We start from the raw sequence: 16,212 nt of genomic DNA, 5'->3' as shown, positions 1-16,212 counted from the left end.
TTGTTTTTTAGGTTGTGCTTTGGGCGTAATTCAATTTCTGCTAAATTAAATTTTGTAAATCTACTGACTTAGCGGGAGAAAATATATCTGTCCCCTTTTGGGTTTTTGTTAGATTCATTGATCGAAGCTTTTTTCTTCTATTTCTCTCAATATTTTTTTCGGCAATATATTATCCATTGATAAGGAAGGCTGTTTTATTAAACCGAGTATAACATAAAGAATATTATCATCTTTCAAAATGACAGAGCCTTTCCTAGGAGTCATTTTTAGATTTTCTAGCTCGACGAAACCATGTTTTGAAATCTCTATTCGATCAATAAAAATAAACTCTGCGTCCCACGGATTCATAAATGTACTGTCAACAGATAATGACCTAATAACAATACCGTATTCACCAATATTAAATTCAGAGGTGATTATTTTGACGTTGTCAATATCCTCTATTGATATGTATCGTGATAAATATTTTGGGAATGTTTTGTTATAATTTTCATTCCAATATTCGAGAATTTCATTCTCTGAAAAATCAATGTTGTGTACGTCTTCTCTTTCTTTAATAATGTCAAATATTGAATTGTTAACATTAATTCCCTGATTTTCTAATTTTTCTGTAGTAATATCAAATATTTTTTCTTTCACCTCATTATCTGTATTGCTGGATTTCATTGCCCACATAAGTTCATCAGGAGAAGCACTTTGATATTCATACAAGCGGATAAGCTGAGCCGCATTTAACTCTGCCACTGCGTCCAGCGCATCATTGCAGATGAGATAAAGCCCCCCTGCTATCGGCAACCACAAGATCCAAAGCCCGACAAGAAACTCGATGATCTTTTTCATAAACAACCTCTAATGCAATTTATGAGAGTATATTTTTAATTTTTTTCTCCACAAGAGTATTTTTTGCTGTTTAAGTCATTTAAGTAAGAAGAAGAATAAGGGGGCAGTCCCCTTTTATTTGTTTCATCGTCTTAATCTTGTGCCCAAGGTGTCAAATCGTCGTTGTCAACATCGAGGATGACTGCAATCTTTGCCCGGAGTTTCGGGGACATATTGCGTTCGCCGCGTTCAAGTTGCCCGATATAGACCTTTGTCACCCCGGCCTTTTCGGCAAGCTGTTCCTGTGTCAGTTCGTGAAACTCGCGATAGACACGAATGGGGGATTCACCATCCATCAGGCGGGTAACCACTTCCTGGGGGTAGCGCGTGCCATCGTCGGCGGCACGCGCCTGTTGCAGGGCGATTTCGTCGGCCTGATCTTCATCGATGGTCGCCAGCCATTCGGCATAGGGCAGAACAACAAAGGCCGGTTCGCCGTCCTGATAGATGAACTGTGGTTTGAACATGTTGTCAGGTCCTGTAAATGCTGCCGCGCGGGCCGATGTCGCGAATATCGAGAATGGGGCCATCTTCTGAAAAAAATGATGCGACAGGTGCCAACCCGTAACCGGAAATAGCCCTTCTCACCTTTCCATTTGGTATACTAAAGATAACAAATGGGAAGCAAAAGAAAATAACAAAAGAAAACAAACGGGTTTGTTTTTTGGGGCACATATCCGGCGGCGACAAGTTATCAATTGTACAATTGTGCAATATGTTGTACATTTGACTTGAGGGCAGATACAGGAGAATTGCCGTGCGAGTGTTACCCTACAGCCGCGCCAGACAGGCGTTTGCAGATTTGATGAAGGCTGCGAATACCGATCATACACCCTTTCATATTACGCAGAAATCAGGTGATGACGTGGTGATCATCAGCAAGGCGGATTACGATGCCATGCAGGAAACCATGCACCTTCTTTCAAGTCCGGCCAACGCGCATCGCCTCAACAGGTCCATTGCCGAACTGGAAGCAGGCAACGGCGTTGAGCGACCGCTTGTCGAAGAATGAAACTGATCTGGAGCGAGGATGCCTGGCAGGATTATCTTTACTGGCAGGCAACCGACAGGAAAATGGTAACGCGGATTAACAACCTTATCAAAGAGATCAAGCGCACGCCCTACGAAGGGACGGGAAAGCCCGAACCCTTGCGCCACAATTGGTCGGGATATTGGTCGCGGAGAATTAGCCAGACAGATCGTCTGGTTTATAAGCACACCGATGACGCAATTTATATCGCTCAGGCGCGATATCATTACTGACTGAATGGTTGCGAATAATACGAATATCATTGCTTGGTTCTTTGGCCGTCACGAATAGCTTTTTTTGCGACTTTCACCTGCTCGATCAAATCTTCAAGATCCTCTGGATCAGGAGTTCCGCCGGTATATTCGTCGGAGTGTGAATGTCCTCCAATCAGTCGCGATACGTTCCCATGTAGATCACGTAGCGCATCGGCGATTTCATCTGTCCAAAATACTTTGCCAAGATTGCTAATCCTAATTTGTTCATCCCAGCGAGTAACGGTGCCATTGAAAAGCTCGTGTATGATCGTTTCTTCTATTGTTCGGCGAAGCGCATCTGCGCCTTTTTCAATTAAACTAACGCGTTCCTGTCCGCCTGCTTTTCGAGCTTTGGCCAAATATTCGCTCGCAGTATGGACCGATAAATATGCCTTGTGGTTTGCTGGTGACTCATTGAGCCTCACCGCTCCTGGCTTACCTTCGTGGTCTCGCTCAACCCAGTGGATATTCATCGAGAGGTTCTCTCGGGCTTTAGCAAGCTGGGACAGCGACGTCACAAAGACTATGTCGTGCGAGAACACGATTACTTGTCGACTGGACGCTTCATCAACAAGACGCCGGGCTATGCGTTTTTTTCGCATGTGATCAAGCGATGTTACAGGATCATCAAACACGATAGCCGCGCTCGCCGGATTAAGATTCACTTCAGTCAAGAAATCGGCAAGAGCCAGTGCTCGTTGTTCACCTTCACTGAAAATGTCTTCCGGCTTGTGACCGCCCTGTACCTTTAACCCGCGGAGCGTTTTTCCAGCACTTCCGCGGGCCTGAAATTCAATGGGAAGTGAGCAATCTAGCTTACTGCATTCTTCTTCTAACCGCTCCTTATAAGCCCCTTCAATGAGCGTCTGGAACAAATTACGCCTCTTATCGGTTACGAAGCGTGTATTAGGCTTGGCCTCCTTCGCCCTTTCAACCCAAGCAAGTTCTTCAACGAACGACGCGACATCCTCGATATTGTTGCCGAGAATCTGACGCTGCTGAAGACAAATGTGCTCTGCCTTAAGCCTCGCTATTAATTCATCAAACTTTCCATCCTTAAGCGTCGTCTCTTGGACTTCGATATCTGAAATTGCGTTGCGAATATCGGTCGCTGGCAAAATCAAATCGCCGACAGGAAGACAATCAGCTTGTCCTGCATCAATTGTCTTTACGAGTGCGTCCCTGCGCTCAATAAAGGTAGACGAAACTCCGTCCAATACGGGTACTAGGTCTGGGGTGACTTTAGTCAGTTTCGAACGCACCAGACTTTCTGCGGGAAGGATTTCGAGCTCAAGCGCTCTCATTTCTTCAATATAAGCGTTAATCTTTTCATCCATCGCGATGACGTTCTGGCGTGCATCGGCGTCTAAATATCCCCACATACGCTTGATAAGAGTGGCAGAAGGTTCATCCAAAGGGCGATGGCACAAAAGACACGGGTCTGCTTCAACGGGATAGGTTTCGTGTTCGGCTTGGGCTAGCTTGCGACTTGCGTCTATAAAGGTATCCCATTCATGGCTGCCGGTCTGAGTTAGCTTTGGGTGTGAAACAGTTTCTCCGCCAGCTTTAAAGGCAGCGGCGGTTGCAGCTTGGTGTTCACCTAACAAGCCGAGTGCTTTCTTAGATGCTTCGTTACCCAATTTACGGGCAAGCTCGTTCATTTTGTTCTGCAAAGCAGTAATGATGATTTTTGTTTCTGCGAGGATTTTAAGCGTCTCGATGGGGGAATTGCTTAATAGCTCTGTCTCCTGACGTGAGACCTCTTCGAGACGGGTTTGCTCAGATTCCCCAAACATCCCAAGTGCCCTCAAAGCATCAATGTCGCTTTTGCCATTCAATTTTACCAGTTGATCTGCAACGGGGCCTTGATGTGTAAAAAGCTGATGGAATTTGTTCGGTTTTACCTTGGCTGAAATATCCGCTTCGAGCCTCTGGACGATAAGCTCGATAACGCGAGTCAACTCATCAAAAACGTCAAATCCGGCTGGCTGGAAGCCAAGCTCACTTTCTTTAGCCAAGTGAATACGTGCAACGGAAGAATCGAAGACGCTGATGCGCTGAAGATCGGCATGTTCATCCCCAGCAGTAAAAGCGACGGAATAGGGAGTGCCTACATCTTTTGCAATGACAAACTCCGCCCCTGCCGGGGTGTTTGGGGCTTTGCCATTATATATATTATGAATTATCTTAGGTTTGGATCGATTGAAACAGGCTGAAGACAACATGCGAGCAAAACCACTCTTCCCTGTACCGTTGTGCCCGTAAACCACGGTGAGCCCATCTCCAAATGTGAGAGCAGATGTTTCTGGAATAGCATTCACATTTTTCAGAGCCCTCATCTCTTGAAGTACAAATGGGCTCGCTTCGATAGTAGCAGGACGACCGGTAACTGAGGTCGGTATCTCCGGGGCCTCCTTACTTTCGTCATCAAGCTTATTGTCTCGCAAGAAAAGCTGATACGCTTCATTTATCTGTTGAGGCGAAAGCGTCCCATCTCGGACCGCGTGTGAGACGATAAAACGCTGCCAGTCTGCAAGTGCCTGCCCCCACTCGTTTAATTCATCCCATATTGTTTTCTGTGGTAATTTCAATCCCTTGAGCATTTCAGCTAAATTATCAAAGAAATCAGCGTCAACCATAAGACTCACCTTCTGCCTTTGTTTCTTCAACAACATCACTCGCTCAAGTTGAAGATAATCTAATTTAGGTGATTTTGTAATTACGGATATAGACATTTAGGAAATCAGCCAGCCATGTCATCGCAATCTAACACCCCCCTCATTCTCGATGGCAAGGCGCTGTCCAATCAGATTGAGTTGGAGCTTGCCGGTCGGGTTCAGGCGCTTCGGCAAAAGCTTGATGGCATGGTTCCGGTTTTGGCGACGATACTGGTCGGGGGTGATCCTTCTTCGGCGACCTATGTTCGGATGAAGGGCAAGGCATGTGAGCGGGTCGGGCTGGAATCCCGTCGGGTGGAGCTTCCCGAGGAAACGACGACCGCAGAATTGTTGTCTGAAATCACGAAACTGAATGAAGACCCACGGGTTTGCGGCATTTTGCTGCAACATCCGGTGCCGTCGCAAATCGATGAACGTGCGTGTTTCAACCATATCGATCTGGCGAAGGATGTGGATGGTGTCACGGTGCTGGGCTTTGGCCGGATGTCGATGGGCGAGGCGGCCTATGGATCGGCGACACCCGCCGGGATCATGCGGTTGTTAAGTCATTACAGGGTGCCGGTTGAAGGCAAACATGCGGTGGTGATTGGCCGCAGCCCCATTCTGGGCAAGCCGGTTGCGATGATGTTGCTGAATGCCAATGCGACCGTGACGATTTGCCATTCGAAAACGCAGAACCTTTCGGAAATCGTCAAAACGGCGGATATCGTTGTTGGTGCGGTCGGACGCCCCGAATTCATCAAGGGTGAGTGGATCAAGGACGGGGCGGTTGTTGTGGATGCGGGGTATCATCAGGGCGGCATTGGCGATATCGAATTGAGTGCCGTGATCGACAAATGTTCCGCCTATACGCCGGTTCCCGGAGGGGTGGGGCCGATGACAATCGCGACCCTGATTGCGCAGACGGTTGAGGCGGCGGAAAAGCTGGCCGTTAAAACGGGTAGGTTCGGTTAGAAGGCGGGTTCGTTGGTAAAGGTTAAAACATATCCGGATTTGTTTACCCATCGGCGGCAGTCGGTTTTGCCCGAAGGGGTGCAGACGTTAATCCATGAGTTAGGGTCGAAAACGGCCCTTTCTTCCGGATTGGAGCAAAGCGTTGCAGCCTATCGGTTAGCATTGCGTGAGCTTGAGCCCGGATTGATCTGATCTATCTGACGCCCAAGGGATATCAGGGTTTTACCAAGGGGCCGCGATAAAAGCCCCGTCTCCCTCCAGAGCACTTCGTGCCCCGGCTCAAGTTATTGGGCCGGGGTTTTGTTTTTGGGGAGGTTAGGTGGTTACCTCGCCTGCGGTCCGTCGCCTGTTTTAGAGTGCACTATGATCTTTTACAGCTTTCAAAAGTGCTGGTTTCAGGGTTTGAAAACGGTCGTCGAGTGCGGTCGGGTTTGTTCTATTCAGGGCGATCATCTGTAAGCGGGCATCACCGCCCCGAATGACTTCCAATTGATCCTGTTCAATCCCGTTCAGAATTGCCGCGACAACCGCGTCGACCGGTTCCTTGTTAAAACCGAGTTCGGGGCCTGCGTTGTTGCTTTGCATCATCGCTGTATCGGTTGCCACCGGAAAAACAGTCATGACACCGATGCCTTCGCCCTTCAATTCACGGCGAAGAGCCTCGCCAAACATCGCAACGCCCGCTTTCGTTGCCGCGTAAGTGGCATAGAACGGTACGCCGACAAGGCCGAGACCGGATGAGACATTGACGATAGCCGCATCCCCGCTTTTGCGGAGAAGGGGGAGTGCTGCGCGGGTGAGAAGAATTGGTGCGGTGAGGTTCACCGCAACCATCTGCATCAGCTCGGGCTCGGTGATATCTTCGAGCCGCCCGCCCCGCACGCCGCCAGCGTTGTTGACGAGCATGTCCAAACCGCCGAGTTTATCCTTGATTGCCGCCAAGGTGTTTGCGCGTCCTTCGGCTGTTGTTATGTCGGCGGCGATGAAATGTGCGATCCCGCCTGCATTGCTGATGCGGGCTGCTGTATCTGCGGCGGCCATTTCGCGTCGGCCGATTATGAGGACTTCAGCACCATTCTTTGCAAGGGCATTGGCCAAAGCTTGGCCGATGCCGCTTGAGGCGCCAGTGACGGCGATCTTTTTGCCTTTAATGTTCATGGGGGGGCTCCGCACTGAGGTGCAAGGTGGTTTAAAATGAGGCTTTGCCGATTGAAGCACCGCCGTCGACATGGATGGTCTGCCCTGTTATGAAGGCTGCGTCGTCCGAGAGCAGAAATGCCATGACGGCCGCGATTTCGTCGGGTTTGCCAAAGCGGCGCATTGGCACCGCAGCAAGGTAGCGGCTTTCACCGGGGCTGCCCGGTGGGTTGTTTTCCCGAAACAGTTCCGTTTCTGTCGGCCCCGGCGATACCGCGTTCACGGTAATGCCGGTTTGCGCAAGTTCCAGCGCCCAGCCTCGTGTGAAGCTTACGAGGGCTGCTTTTGCTGCGGCGTAGGCTGTGCGTTCAACACTGCCCAGCACGGTGAGGCTTGAGACATTGATGATCCGCCCCCAGTTCTGCGACTTCATGTATGGAAGGGCGGCCTGAGCGGCAATAAGCGCGGGATGGAGGTTGACCCGCATCACTTCGTCAAGTGTCGCCACATCGATTTCACCAAGTGGTGCCGCGCCAACCAGCCCGACATTGTTCACGATGCCGTCAACCTGATTTTCCTGAACGAGTTCGGCAAGCGCATGGGCGGATGTCGTATCGCCCATATCCAGAGCATGAAGTTCACCGGGAAAGTCATCGGTCTTTTTTCGTGCGACACCGATCACCCGATGGCCAATATTTACAAGGCGTTTGGAAAGTGCCAATCCGATGCCCTTGCTGGCACCGGTAATGAGGATTGTACGTTGCATGGTGCATTCCTTTGGTGGTGCTGGTCACCTGTTCGAGACGACGGTGCCTCGAACAGGCGATTTAGCGGTGTTTTGGGGGTGGGCAGCGTTATCAGGGTTAGACGGTCAGGCCTTGGGCGCGGCGAAGTGCGGGGAGCATGTCGGATGGTTCCGGTCGGCGGGTATAGTCGGGATTGACTTCGGCATAGAGGATGGTGCCGTCCTGACCGACGACGAAGCGCGATGGCATTGGCAGTGTCCAGCTATCGTCACCGTTAAAGGCCGGAAGGTCGTTCTTCATGGATTTGTAGAGATCAACCAGATAGTCCGGCATTTCAAAACGGATGCCAAAGGCAGCGGCGACGTCGTTGTGGGTGTCTGACAGGATCGGGAATGACAGCGCGTTTTGGCGGACGGATTTCCGGCTATTGACCGGGTTTTGCGGCGAGATGGCAACCAGGCTGGCGCCAAGGGCCTTGAATTCCGGCTGTGTTGCTTCGAGTGCCTGAAGTTCCATGTTGCAGTATGGGCACCAGACGCCGCGGTAGAAACTGATGACCAGCGGGCCTTTTGCGAGAAGGGCGGCAGAGGAGACCTTTGTGCCATCCGGGTCGGAGAGGGTGAAGGCGGGGATTTTATCCCCGGCCTTAAGGGCGTTCTCTGCTGCGCCGGATGCGATCAGTTCTGCTGTTGCCCGGTGCATGGTTTCGATGACAGAGGCCGGTGCATTATATGGGGGCTTTCCGGCTTCGAAGTCAGCCTTGAATCCATCCAGTTGTGCTTGAAGAGACATGATTTTGATCCTTGTGGAATTGGTTGATTGTCCGAGCGAGTTGATTTGGTTTGCTGCGGTGCGTTAAGCGTTTTCGGCCATTGAACGGGCAATTTCGGCAGCACTGATGCCTTCGAGCGCAAGGCCGTAACCGGCACCCTCGTCGATGATGCGGCGCAGTTTCTGCGTCAGGGCGATGCGGGTGTAGCTGCTGGTCAGGGGTGGAAGAGCGGCAATGCCTTCGGCGATTTCATGGGCGCGCGTCAGAAGGTTGTTGGCCGGTACGATTTCGTTGACGGCCCCCCAGTCTTTTGCTGTCTGTGCGTCAAGTATCTGGCGGGTCAGGATGAAATGGCGTCCGCGGATGCTGCCAATGACTTCGGGCCAAAGCAGATTGACGCCATCACCGGGAACGATGCCAAAATCGAAATGTGGCTTGTCCTGAAAGACCGTATCGGGTGTTGCAAGGATGATGTCTGTCAGCAGGGCGTATTCGCTGTGCAGCAGGACCGGACCGTTAAGTGCCGTGATCATCGGGACCTCGATATCCAGGATATTCATCAGCACCTTTTTGCCTTCGCGAAGGATTTTGTCATAGCCGCGCGGCGTGAAGAAATCGAAGCCTTCGGGGTCAATGGCGTCCATAAAGGCGTCGCCCGAACCGGTCAGAATGACGACGCGATTGTCGCGATCAGCGCCGATCTGATGAAAAAGATCCACGAACTGTTCGTGGGTGTGGCCGTTAAAAATCAGCTTGTCGCCATTGGTATGGAAGCGGACTTCGAGGACGCCGGTTTCAGAACGGGTCAGTTCGGCATTTGCGAATGAATTTTTGTAGCTATCGAAACGTGACATGGTTTTGCTCCTTTTGAGCGAATCAGGTTTGGGGATGTGTTGGGCAGGATGGATCAGGTGGCGGGAATGAGGGCTTCGGTGCGCGCGATTGCACGTTCGACCGCGGGGCGCGCCGCGATTTCGTCGTACCATCGGGAAAGGCTGGGTTTGTCGTCCAGTGTTACGCCGGGAAACTGCCTGCGCCACAGCCAGCCAAAATGGGCGATGTCGGCGATGGAGAAGCTGTTGCCAGCGATAAAGCGCTGCTCGGAGAGTGTGTGTTCGATAAGACCCAGAATGCGCTCGGCTTCAGTTGAAAACCGTTCTTCTGCAATTGGTTGAGGTTCAGGTGAGGAGCGCTTGAAGAAACCGGCATTACCAAATGCCGGACTTAAGCCAGAGGCGTGGAAGAAGAGTTGTTCGAAAACTCTGGCCCGAGCGGCAGATTCTAGCGGTAACAGCGTTCCCGTCTTTTCAGCAAGGTAGACGAGAATGGCAGCACTTTCGGTCAGGATGAACGGTGCTGCGTTGTCGGCATGGTCGGCGTCGACCAGAACAGGCACTTTGCCGTTGGCATTGAGGGCGAGGAAGTCAGCCTGCTTTTGTTCGCCTTCGCGAACATTTACGGATTTAAGCTCGTAAGAAAGTCCCATTTCTTCAAGGGCAATTGGAACCTTGACGCTATTGGGGGTGGCAAATGCGTAGACCGTGAACATGCTGGTTTCCTTTGTCGAGTGTGATTTTGTCCTGTTAAGGATCATTATTGATATTCCGAATGGATTGTGGCAGTCGGCTTGAGGTGATATTGGTTATTCCTGAAAGGAATGGGTGGGATGGATCGTTTACAGGCAATGTCGACCTTCGTCAGAGTGGTCGAAACGGGGTCATTTTCAGCGGCGGCGAGGCTGGTAGGGGTTGGGCAACCCGCGATATCCAAAGCGATTGCGGGGCTGGAGGACCGGCTTCAGGTACGCTTGCTCATTCGTTCGACGCACGGTTTGACACCAACCGATGCGGGCCTTCGATTTTACGAGAGGGCGAAGTCGGCGATCCGCGAGGCAGAGGAAGCCGAACTGGAGGCCCGCGGCGAAGGGGCGGGGCTTTCGGGGCGGTTAAGGGTTTCTGCCGCGACGACCTTTGCGCGGCTTTTGATTGTGCCGCAACTGCCCCGGTTTCTTGCCGAGCATCCCGAACTGGAAATCGACATTCTTCTTGATGATCGGGCTATCGACCTTGTTGCCGAGGGGATCGATCTAGCACTGCGTATGGGGCAACTCGCGGACTCGTCTGCCGTCGCAAGAAGGATTGGACGAGGTCGAAGGTCTGTGATGGCAACGCCTGAATATCTGGAGCGGGCGGGCACTCCTTCAGTACCTGCGGACCTTGCGGCCCATGAGGCAATTATCTACAGCCAGTTAGCCAACAGTTGGACGTTTCACAAAGCCGGTGCAGAGGCATCGGTTGCGGTAAGCGGTCGGGTGCGTCTCAGTGCTGCCGAAGGTATTCGGGCATCAGTGCTTGCCCATATGGGGTTGACGGTGAACTCCGATTGGATGTTTGCGCCCGAGCTGGAAAGTGGTGCCGTTCGTCGTGTCCTGACCGATTGGGAGTTGCCGCCAGTTGATCTGTGGGCCGTTTTTCCGACCGGCCGATTGGCGAGTGCCAAGGCAAAGGCATTTGCCTCCTTTGTCGAAGCTTTGGTCAAGGAATGAGTGAGACGGCGTGTCACTTTATGGCGAAAGTTAAAAGCCTGTTTTCCAATAGGAAACTTTAGAAGTATCCCGGTTCAAGAAATTGAATCGGGTGTTCTTTTGGAAGGCGGGCGAGGCTGGTGTGCTGTGCCGGTTGTGAGTGGCTGCATAAAGAAAACCCCGGCAGTCAGGGGAGCTGCCGGGGTGCTGGGTCTGCGCGTCAAGCATCAGGGTGGGGGTGGGGCGATGCCTGTTATCCCTATTATCCCTGTTCGGTTGCGGGAACAGGGGCGGTCCGCAGGCCCAGTGTGACGATGATCGATGCACCGACAAGCAACATGCCGGCGATGGTAAAGACGCCCAGCGCGCCGCTGGCGTCAAACAGAAGGCCGCCAACGCCGGAACCGGTGGCAATGGCAAACTGGAAAGCTGCGACGAAAAGGCCGCCGCCGCTTTCGGCTTCGTCCGGCACGGTGCGCGTGATCCAGGTGGACCATGCGACCGGAACGCCGCCAAAGGCCATGCCCCAGATCGCGACAAGAACGGTGGTCGGGACAATCGCGCCCTGAATGGTGACCATGCCGATCCCGGCCAGGCCGATGACCATCGGCATCAGGGCAATCGTCATGCGCAGCGACCGCGCAACCAGCGCGCCGCCGACATAGGTGCCGATGAAATTGGCAAGACCAAAGCCCAGCAGAATGCCCGAAACACCCGCCGTGGCAACGCCGGTGATGTTTTCAAGGAACGGCCGGACATAGGTGAACAGCGCGAAATGGCCGGTAATGATCAGGACGAGCGAAAACAGGCCGAATTTCATGCGCGGGCGGCTGATGACCTCGACCAATGTCCGCAGCGTTGCCCGGCCCCGCGGCGGCATTTTCGGCAGGGTCAGGAACTGCACGACAAGGGCGAGCACACCGAGCAGGGAAGCGAGCAGGAACACATCGCGCCAGCCGATCACATCGCCAAGATAGCTTCCGAGCGGGGCGGCAAAGATGGTGGCAGCCGAAACGCCGCTAAACAGGATGGAGAGCGCACGCGGAATGCTTTTTTCCGGCACAAGGCGCATGACGGTGGCGGCCGACATGGTCCAGAAACCGCCAAGTGCGATCCCCAGCAGCACACGACCGGCCAGCAGCACCGCGAAACTTGGTGCGGTGGCGACCATGATGTTGGAGATGGTCAGAAGCACCGAAAAGCCCAGCAGGACATAGCGGCGGTCGATGCTGCGGGTTACGGTTGCGGTCAGAAGGCTTGTGATCAGGGCCAGAATGGCGGTGGTTGACATCGCCTGACCGGCGAGGCCTTCGGTAATCTGCAGATCATCGGCCATCGGGGTCAGCAGGCTTACGGGCAGGAATTCGGCGGTGACCAGCCCGAAAACCCCCAATGTCATGGAAATAACCGCCCACCAGGCCGGCGCGCCTTGCGCAGCAGCGGCCGTGGGCTTATTTACTGTCTCAGTCATCGAATGTCCTCTCGGATAGAGTGTTTGTGCATTGCAAACAGAATAGAGTGGACGTGCCGGACGGGCTATGCCAGTTTCTCCTTGATTATTGATCAATCGTCCGAAAAAAACACCGGAACGGATGACATGCAGATGCTTTCCAGTGACCTGATCAGCGAGCTTTTGCTCGGCATGCGGCTTGACGGGCTGCATTACAACCGCATCCAGATTTCCCCGCCCTTTGGCGTGCGATTTGGCGAGGACCCGACGCGCGCGCAGTTTCATTTCATCGCGCGCGGGCGGGTTTACCTGCGCACCGATAGCGGGGTTGTCCATACGCTTGAGGCCGGTGATGCGGTGCTTTTGCCGCGCGGGGGCATTCATGCGCTGCTGTCTGATCCGTCCATCCCGTGCCTTGACGTGACCGATTACAGTGTGACGACGATCTGCCGCCGGGTGGATGATATTCATGCCTGCAAGGCGGAGCAGTGCCGCAGCACCGATACGCTTATTTTCAGCGGCTGCATGGAATTTGACCTTGGCGGGATGCATCCGCTGGTCAGCATGATGCCCGAGGTGATGCAGGTCGGCACCCTGATTGATCGAAACCCCGAACTTTTGCCGGTGTTAGAAGCCATGGCGCGCGAAGTTTCGACCGAGCGTGCCGGTTTTGCCGGGATCCTGACCCGGCTTGCCGATGTGGTATCGGCATCAATCGTGCGTGACTGGGTCGAATGCGGATGTGGTGATGCGCAAGGCTGGGTCGAGGCCTTGCGCGACCCGCGCATGGGCCGCGTGATTGCCGCCATCCATCGCGATCCGGGCCGCAACTGGACCGTCGAGGCGATGGCATCGGAAATGGGCAGTTCGCGGTCGGTCTTTGCCGAACGGTTCCTTGATGTCACCGGGGTGACGCCGCTTCGTTATGTCACCGAGCTTCGCATGCGGCTTGCCAGCCAGTGGATCACACGTGATCGCATGGCGATTGATGTGGTGGCGGAGCGGCTTGGCTATGGCTCTCAGGCGGCATTCAGCCGCGCGTTCAAACGCACGACGGGCAAATCACCGGGCACCATGCGGGCGGCATAGCCAGCCGCGCGGTTTATCGTCAGTACGAGTTGCGCACGACGGCGACCAGATAGCGGCAGTTTTCGGGGCTTTTATTTTCAAATATGCAATCTTGCGGCGGGCCGAGTTCAAGGCTATCGCCCGTGTCGAGGTGATGCACCCTGTCGCCTTCGTGAAACAGCAATGTTCCCTCAAGCACCCAGATGGCCTGCTGAATGAAGCTGTATGCGGAGGCGGGCATGGTGACCTGTTTGCCGGGTGGCAGGGTGACTTCGACAAGTTCGAGCGGGATTTTCTGCCCCGATAGCACCTGACGGCGGTTATAGCCGGTTTCGGGATCCGACCATAATGGCTGCTTTGCGTGTTTCCGTACACCATGATGGACGGGGCTTGCCGACGAGAGCAATGCCGAAACCGTAAGCGACAGGGCCCCGGAAAGCCGCCCGAGAACCGTTGCCGTCGGGCTGGCTTCGCCGCGTTCGATCTTGCTGATCATGGCCTTGGAGACGCCGGATTTATCGGCGAATTGACCCAGGGACCAGCCGCGGATTTCGCGTTCGCGCTTAAGCCGGGCAGCAAGGGTGGCGGTGGTTTCGTCTTCTATAGTGATCATGGTGATTTTTATTTTCCGTAAAATCGATATTGACTGTCTACTATAATGGATTATCGTCGGCAAGAGATTATCGGTATGAAAAAACGGAGACGATGATGCTTGTGCGCAGTGCGACGGAACGGGACCTTCCGGAAATTCTTGAAATTTATAATCAGGTTCTTCGCGATAGTACGGCGATTTATGATGATGTGCCATCCAGCCTTGAGGAGCGGCGCGAATGGTTTGAGGGACGCAATCAGCAGGGCTTTCCGGTGCTTGTCGCGGAAGACGATGACAAGGTTCTGGGCTTTGCGTCCTATGGCCCGTGGCGGGCGCGCTGGGGATATCGCTTTACGGTCGAGCATTCCGTGCATGTGCATGTCGATCATCGCGGGGCGGGAATGGGCAGGGCGCTGTTGACGGCGCTGATCCCGATGGCCAAAGAGGCCGGTATGCATGTGATGATTGGCGGCATTGATGCGGAAAACGTCAATTCCATTCGATTTCATGAGCGGTTTGGTTTTGTCGAGGTCGGCCGTGCCAAGCAGGTTGCGCGCAAGTTTGACCGGTGGCTTGATCTTGTGACGATGCAGCTTTTTTTAAACGAGCCGGATGCCCGCGCGTAAATGACGCAGAAGATTCCTTGCCGTCAGGATAACGACAGCAGGGCCATGGCGAGGGATGCGATCAGCAGGGCGGCAAACAGGATATTGATCAGCCGCCCGAAACGCGGATCGGAAAGCAGGCGCGCAAAGCCCGCCCCGAAAACCAGCCACAGACTATTGACCAGCACGATCACCAGCGCCAGAGCCGCAATTTTAAGGGCGTTATCAAGCCATAGGGAATGTGGCGCGATGGCATGGGCGGCATAGACCGCGCCGATGGCGGCAAAGGCCTTGGGATTGGCGATTGCCAGCATCACGCCGCCTCGGAAATCTGGGGCTTTGGGTTCAGGCTGATGGGCTATTCTGTTGGCGGGTCTGATCGGGGCGGTGGCGATTTTCCATACCAGATAAAGGATATAAAGCGCGGCAATCGCCGTCAGGACCTGACCGGCTATCGGATGGGCGAGAAGGGCGGTGGCAATACCGGTGGCGACCAGCAGCAAAACCGCAATCGTGCCGGTGACGATCCCGCCGAGATAGCCAAGGCTTGGCCGAATGCCAAAGGCCGAACCACTGGCGGCCAGGCTTATGGTGGCGGGGCCGGGGCTTCCCATCAGCGGCAGGGCGGCAAGCCAAAGCAGCAGCAGATTTTCAATCATCATTTTGCGCACCTTTCCGGTTTTGGGGCCATCGCCGGAAATGTCGCATGGTTTGCCGGATGTCGTCTTGAACGATTGTGACGCGACGTGCTCTAGAAATGCCCGTAAAGGGCGCGGGTGGCGTTTTCGGCGGCGTCGCGCAGGGCCGTCAGAATGTGATCGCGTTTCTGTTCGATCAGGGTCGGGGAGGCGCCAAAGACCGAAATGGCGGAAACCATGCGGCCATGCTGGGTCAGGATCGGGACGGCGACGGCGTAAATGTCGCTTTCGCGTTCGCCGTTATTCATTGAAAAGCCCTGTTCGCGGATGGTGCGCAGTTCGGATTTGAGCGCCGCCAGATCGGTGATGGTGCGCTCGGTCATGCCGGTCAGGCGGACCTGATCAAAATAACGATCCTGTTCATCGGTCCCCATGAAGGCCAGCCACAATTTGCCATGCGCGGTGCAAAAGGCATCCAGGCGCGATCCGATGCGGATATCGACATAAAGCGGGCGGTCGGGCAGGGCCTTGGCGATGCAGACCGCCATGTCGCGGTCAAATTCGGTGGCCATGCAGGCATCCCCCACGTTACGCGCCAGATCGTCCAGCACCGGCTGGATCAGGTTGGGCAGGCTGCCATCGCGCAGCACACGATCCCCCAGATCGGCAAAGACATAACCCAGCCGGAACACCCCGCGCGCGACCATGCGAAGCGCCCCGGCCTGTTCCAGCGTATGCAGGAACCGGTGGGCGGTGATGGTGTTGATGCCAAGGGCGGCCGCCGTGTCGCTTGCGGTCAGTTCAGACCGTCCCTCGGCAAACAGTTCAAGAATGCGGAAGGCCTTGAGCACCGATCCGTTTAGCTGGCTTGTCATGATCCGTATC

Annotated in this window: 18 protein-coding genes; 6 read left to right on the top strand and 12 right to left on the bottom strand. The window is 54.0% G+C overall.

The genetic code is table 11. The features are described from left to right. Positions 1–114 precede the first annotated feature (114 nt). Complete coding sequence (locus ABIE64_RS20735; protein WP_354378484.1) at positions 115–840, bottom strand: hypothetical protein; 726 nt, start codon at positions 838–840, stop codon at positions 115–117. 131 nt (positions 841–971) lie between these two features. Further along, complete coding sequence (locus ABIE64_RS20730) at positions 972–1,346, bottom strand: helix-turn-helix transcriptional regulator (protein WP_354378483.1); 375 nt, start codon at positions 1,344–1,346, stop codon at positions 972–974. Between the two features lie 290 nt (positions 1,347–1,636). Between ABIE64_RS20730 and ABIE64_RS20725 the strand changes: the two genes are divergently transcribed. Both ABIE64_RS20725 and ABIE64_RS20720 read left to right on the top strand, forming a co-directional pair. Next, complete coding sequence (locus tag ABIE64_RS20725; RefSeq protein ID WP_354378482.1) at positions 1,637–1,891, top strand: type II toxin-antitoxin system Phd/YefM family antitoxin; 255 nt, start codon at positions 1,637–1,639, stop codon at positions 1,889–1,891. Beyond that, a complete protein-coding gene (locus tag ABIE64_RS20720) occupies positions 1,888–2,142 on the top strand; it encodes a Txe/YoeB family addiction module toxin (protein WP_354378481.1) in 255 nt (84 codons plus the stop codon). Before ABIE64_RS20725 ends, ABIE64_RS20720 begins: the two co-directional genes overlap by 4 nt. A 26-nt stretch (positions 2,143–2,168) precedes the next feature. Here ABIE64_RS20720 and ABIE64_RS20715 read toward each other — a convergent pair whose 3' ends face one another. Continuing rightward, positions 2,169–4,898, bottom strand: coding sequence for an AAA family ATPase (locus ABIE64_RS20715; protein WP_354378480.1), 2,730 nt, complete (start codon positions 4,896–4,898; stop codon positions 2,169–2,171). Positions 4,899–4,916: 18 nt separating this feature from the next. Between ABIE64_RS20715 and folD the strand changes: the two genes are divergently transcribed. Next, entirely contained in the window at positions 4,917–5,795 is an 879-nt protein-coding gene (gene folD, locus ABIE64_RS20710; RefSeq protein WP_354378479.1) for a bifunctional methylenetetrahydrofolate dehydrogenase/methenyltetrahydrofolate cyclohydrolase FolD, read from the top strand. A gap of 351 nt (positions 5,796–6,146) precedes the next feature. On the opposite strand, the gene ABIE64_RS20705 is transcribed toward folD, so the two are convergent. The 5 genes from ABIE64_RS20705 to ABIE64_RS20685 all read right to left on the bottom strand — a co-directional run bounded on the left by ABIE64_RS20705 (position 6,147) and on the right by ABIE64_RS20685 (position 9,999). Further along, positions 6,147–7,025 carry an SDR family NAD(P)-dependent oxidoreductase gene (locus ABIE64_RS20705; RefSeq protein WP_354378478.1) on the bottom strand — a complete coding sequence of 293 codons (879 nt, stop codon included), beginning with the start codon at positions 7,023–7,025 and terminating at the stop codon, positions 6,147–6,149. Beyond that, entirely contained in the window at positions 6,985–7,698 is a 714-nt protein-coding gene (locus ABIE64_RS20700) for an SDR family oxidoreductase (protein WP_354378477.1), read from the bottom strand. Before ABIE64_RS20700 ends, ABIE64_RS20705 begins: the two co-directional genes overlap by 41 nt. 97 nt (positions 7,699–7,795) lie before the next feature. Further along, complete coding sequence (locus tag ABIE64_RS20695) at positions 7,796–8,470, bottom strand: peroxiredoxin-like family protein (RefSeq protein ID WP_114110020.1); 675 nt, start codon at positions 8,468–8,470, stop codon at positions 7,796–7,798. A gap of 63 nt (positions 8,471–8,533) precedes the next feature. Continuing rightward, positions 8,534–9,304 carry an enoyl-CoA hydratase/isomerase family protein gene (locus tag ABIE64_RS20690; protein WP_354378476.1) on the bottom strand — a complete coding sequence of 257 codons (771 nt, stop codon included), beginning with the start codon at positions 9,302–9,304 and terminating at the stop codon, positions 8,534–8,536. A 53-nt stretch (positions 9,305–9,357) separates the two neighbouring features. Continuing rightward, positions 9,358–9,999 (bottom strand): glutathione S-transferase family protein, encoded by a 642-nt coding sequence (locus ABIE64_RS20685; RefSeq protein WP_354378475.1) that lies wholly within the window; start codon positions 9,997–9,999, stop codon positions 9,358–9,360. Positions 10,000–10,116: 117 nt separating this feature from the next. Between ABIE64_RS20685 and ABIE64_RS20680 the strand changes: the two genes are divergently transcribed. Next, on the top strand, positions 10,117–10,995 hold the full coding sequence (locus ABIE64_RS20680; RefSeq protein WP_354378473.1) for a LysR family transcriptional regulator: 879 nt from the start codon (positions 10,117–10,119) through the stop codon (positions 10,993–10,995). Positions 10,996–11,236: 241 nt separating this feature from the next. On the opposite strand, the gene ABIE64_RS20675 is transcribed toward ABIE64_RS20680, so the two are convergent. Next, positions 11,237–12,445 (bottom strand): MFS transporter, encoded by a 1,209-nt coding sequence (locus tag ABIE64_RS20675; RefSeq protein WP_354378472.1) that lies wholly within the window; start codon positions 12,443–12,445, stop codon positions 11,237–11,239. Between the two features lie 126 nt (positions 12,446–12,571). Between ABIE64_RS20675 and ABIE64_RS20670 the strand changes: the two genes are divergently transcribed. Further along, a complete protein-coding gene (locus ABIE64_RS20670) occupies positions 12,572–13,513 on the top strand; it encodes an AraC family transcriptional regulator (RefSeq protein WP_354378471.1) in 942 nt (313 codons plus the stop codon). A 19-nt stretch (positions 13,514–13,532) separates the two neighbouring features. On the opposite strand, the gene ABIE64_RS20665 is transcribed toward ABIE64_RS20670, so the two are convergent. Then, positions 13,533–14,105, bottom strand: coding sequence for a helix-turn-helix domain-containing protein (locus ABIE64_RS20665; protein ID WP_354378470.1), 573 nt, complete (start codon positions 14,103–14,105; stop codon positions 13,533–13,535). Between the two features lie 95 nt (positions 14,106–14,200). Between ABIE64_RS20665 and ABIE64_RS20660 the strand changes: the two genes are divergently transcribed. Next, positions 14,201–14,710, top strand: a complete 510-nt coding sequence (locus ABIE64_RS20660) for a GNAT family N-acetyltransferase (RefSeq protein WP_354378469.1) — start codon at positions 14,201–14,203, stop codon at positions 14,708–14,710. Positions 14,711–14,733: 23 nt separating this feature from the next. Here the strand turns inward: ABIE64_RS20660 and ABIE64_RS20655 are convergent, their stop codons facing one another. Both ABIE64_RS20655 and ABIE64_RS20650 read right to left on the bottom strand, forming a co-directional pair. Further along, on the bottom strand, positions 14,734–15,351 hold the full coding sequence (locus ABIE64_RS20655) for a LysE family translocator (RefSeq protein ID WP_354378468.1): 618 nt from the start codon (positions 15,349–15,351) through the stop codon (positions 14,734–14,736). A gap of 89 nt (positions 15,352–15,440) precedes the next feature. Then, on the bottom strand, positions 15,441–16,202 hold the full coding sequence (locus ABIE64_RS20650) for an IclR family transcriptional regulator (RefSeq protein WP_354378467.1): 762 nt from the start codon (positions 16,200–16,202) through the stop codon (positions 15,441–15,443). Positions 16,203–16,212: the final 10 nt, after the last annotated feature.

Source organism: Thalassospira sp. MBR-102 (assembly GCF_040549275.1).
Lineage (GTDB): Bacteria > Pseudomonadota > Alphaproteobacteria > Rhodospirillales > Thalassospiraceae > Thalassospira > Thalassospira xiamenensis.
This window is presented reverse-complemented; position numbering and strand designations above follow the sequence as displayed.

Bases quoted from the DNA above. Each gene is read 5' to 3' on its own strand.
- ABIE64_RS20735 (WP_354378484.1), bottom strand. From the start codon at position 840: ATGAAAAAGATCATCGAGTTTCTTGTCGGGCTTTGGATCTTGTGGTTG.
- ABIE64_RS20730 (WP_354378483.1), bottom strand. From the start codon at position 1,346: ATGTTCAAACCACAGTTCATCTATCAGGACGGCGAACCGGCCTTTGTT.
- ABIE64_RS20720 (WP_354378481.1), top strand. From the start codon at position 1,888: ATGAAACTGATCTGGAGCGAGGATGCCTGGCAGGATTATCTTTACTGG.
- ABIE64_RS20715 (WP_354378480.1), bottom strand. From the start codon at position 4,898: ATGTCTATATCCGTAATTACAAAATCACCTAAATTAGATTATCTTCAA.
- folD (WP_354378479.1), top strand. From the start codon at position 4,917: ATGTCATCGCAATCTAACACCCCCCTCATTCTCGATGGCAAGGCGCTG.
- ABIE64_RS20705 (WP_354378478.1), bottom strand. From the start codon at position 7,025: ATGTCGACGGCGGTGCTTCAATCGGCAAAGCCTCATTTTAAACCACCT.
- ABIE64_RS20700 (WP_354378477.1), bottom strand. From the start codon at position 7,698: ATGCAACGTACAATCCTCATTACCGGTGCCAGCAAGGGCATCGGATTG.
- ABIE64_RS20695 (WP_114110020.1), bottom strand. From the start codon at position 8,470: ATGTCTCTTCAAGCACAACTGGATGGATTCAAGGCTGACTTCGAAGCC.
- ABIE64_RS20690 (WP_354378476.1), bottom strand. From the start codon at position 9,304: ATGTCACGTTTCGATAGCTACAAAAATTCATTCGCAAATGCCGAACTG.
- ABIE64_RS20685 (WP_354378475.1), bottom strand. From the start codon at position 9,999: ATGTTCACGGTCTACGCATTTGCCACCCCCAATAGCGTCAAGGTTCCA.
- ABIE64_RS20680 (WP_354378473.1), top strand. From the start codon at position 10,117: ATGGATCGTTTACAGGCAATGTCGACCTTCGTCAGAGTGGTCGAAACG.
- ABIE64_RS20675 (WP_354378472.1), bottom strand. From the start codon at position 12,445: ATGACTGAGACAGTAAATAAGCCCACGGCCGCTGCTGCGCAAGGCGCG.
- ABIE64_RS20670 (WP_354378471.1), top strand. From the start codon at position 12,572: ATGCAGATGCTTTCCAGTGACCTGATCAGCGAGCTTTTGCTCGGCATG.
- ABIE64_RS20665 (WP_354378470.1), bottom strand. From the start codon at position 14,105: ATGATCACTATAGAAGACGAAACCACCGCCACCCTTGCTGCCCGGCTT.
- ABIE64_RS20660 (WP_354378469.1), top strand. From the start codon at position 14,201: ATGCTTGTGCGCAGTGCGACGGAACGGGACCTTCCGGAAATTCTTGAA.
- ABIE64_RS20655 (WP_354378468.1), bottom strand. From the start codon at position 15,351: ATGATGATTGAAAATCTGCTGCTGCTTTGGCTTGCCGCCCTGCCGCTG.
- ABIE64_RS20650 (WP_354378467.1), bottom strand. From the start codon at position 16,202: ATGACAAGCCAGCTAAACGGATCGGTGCTCAAGGCCTTCCGCATTCTT.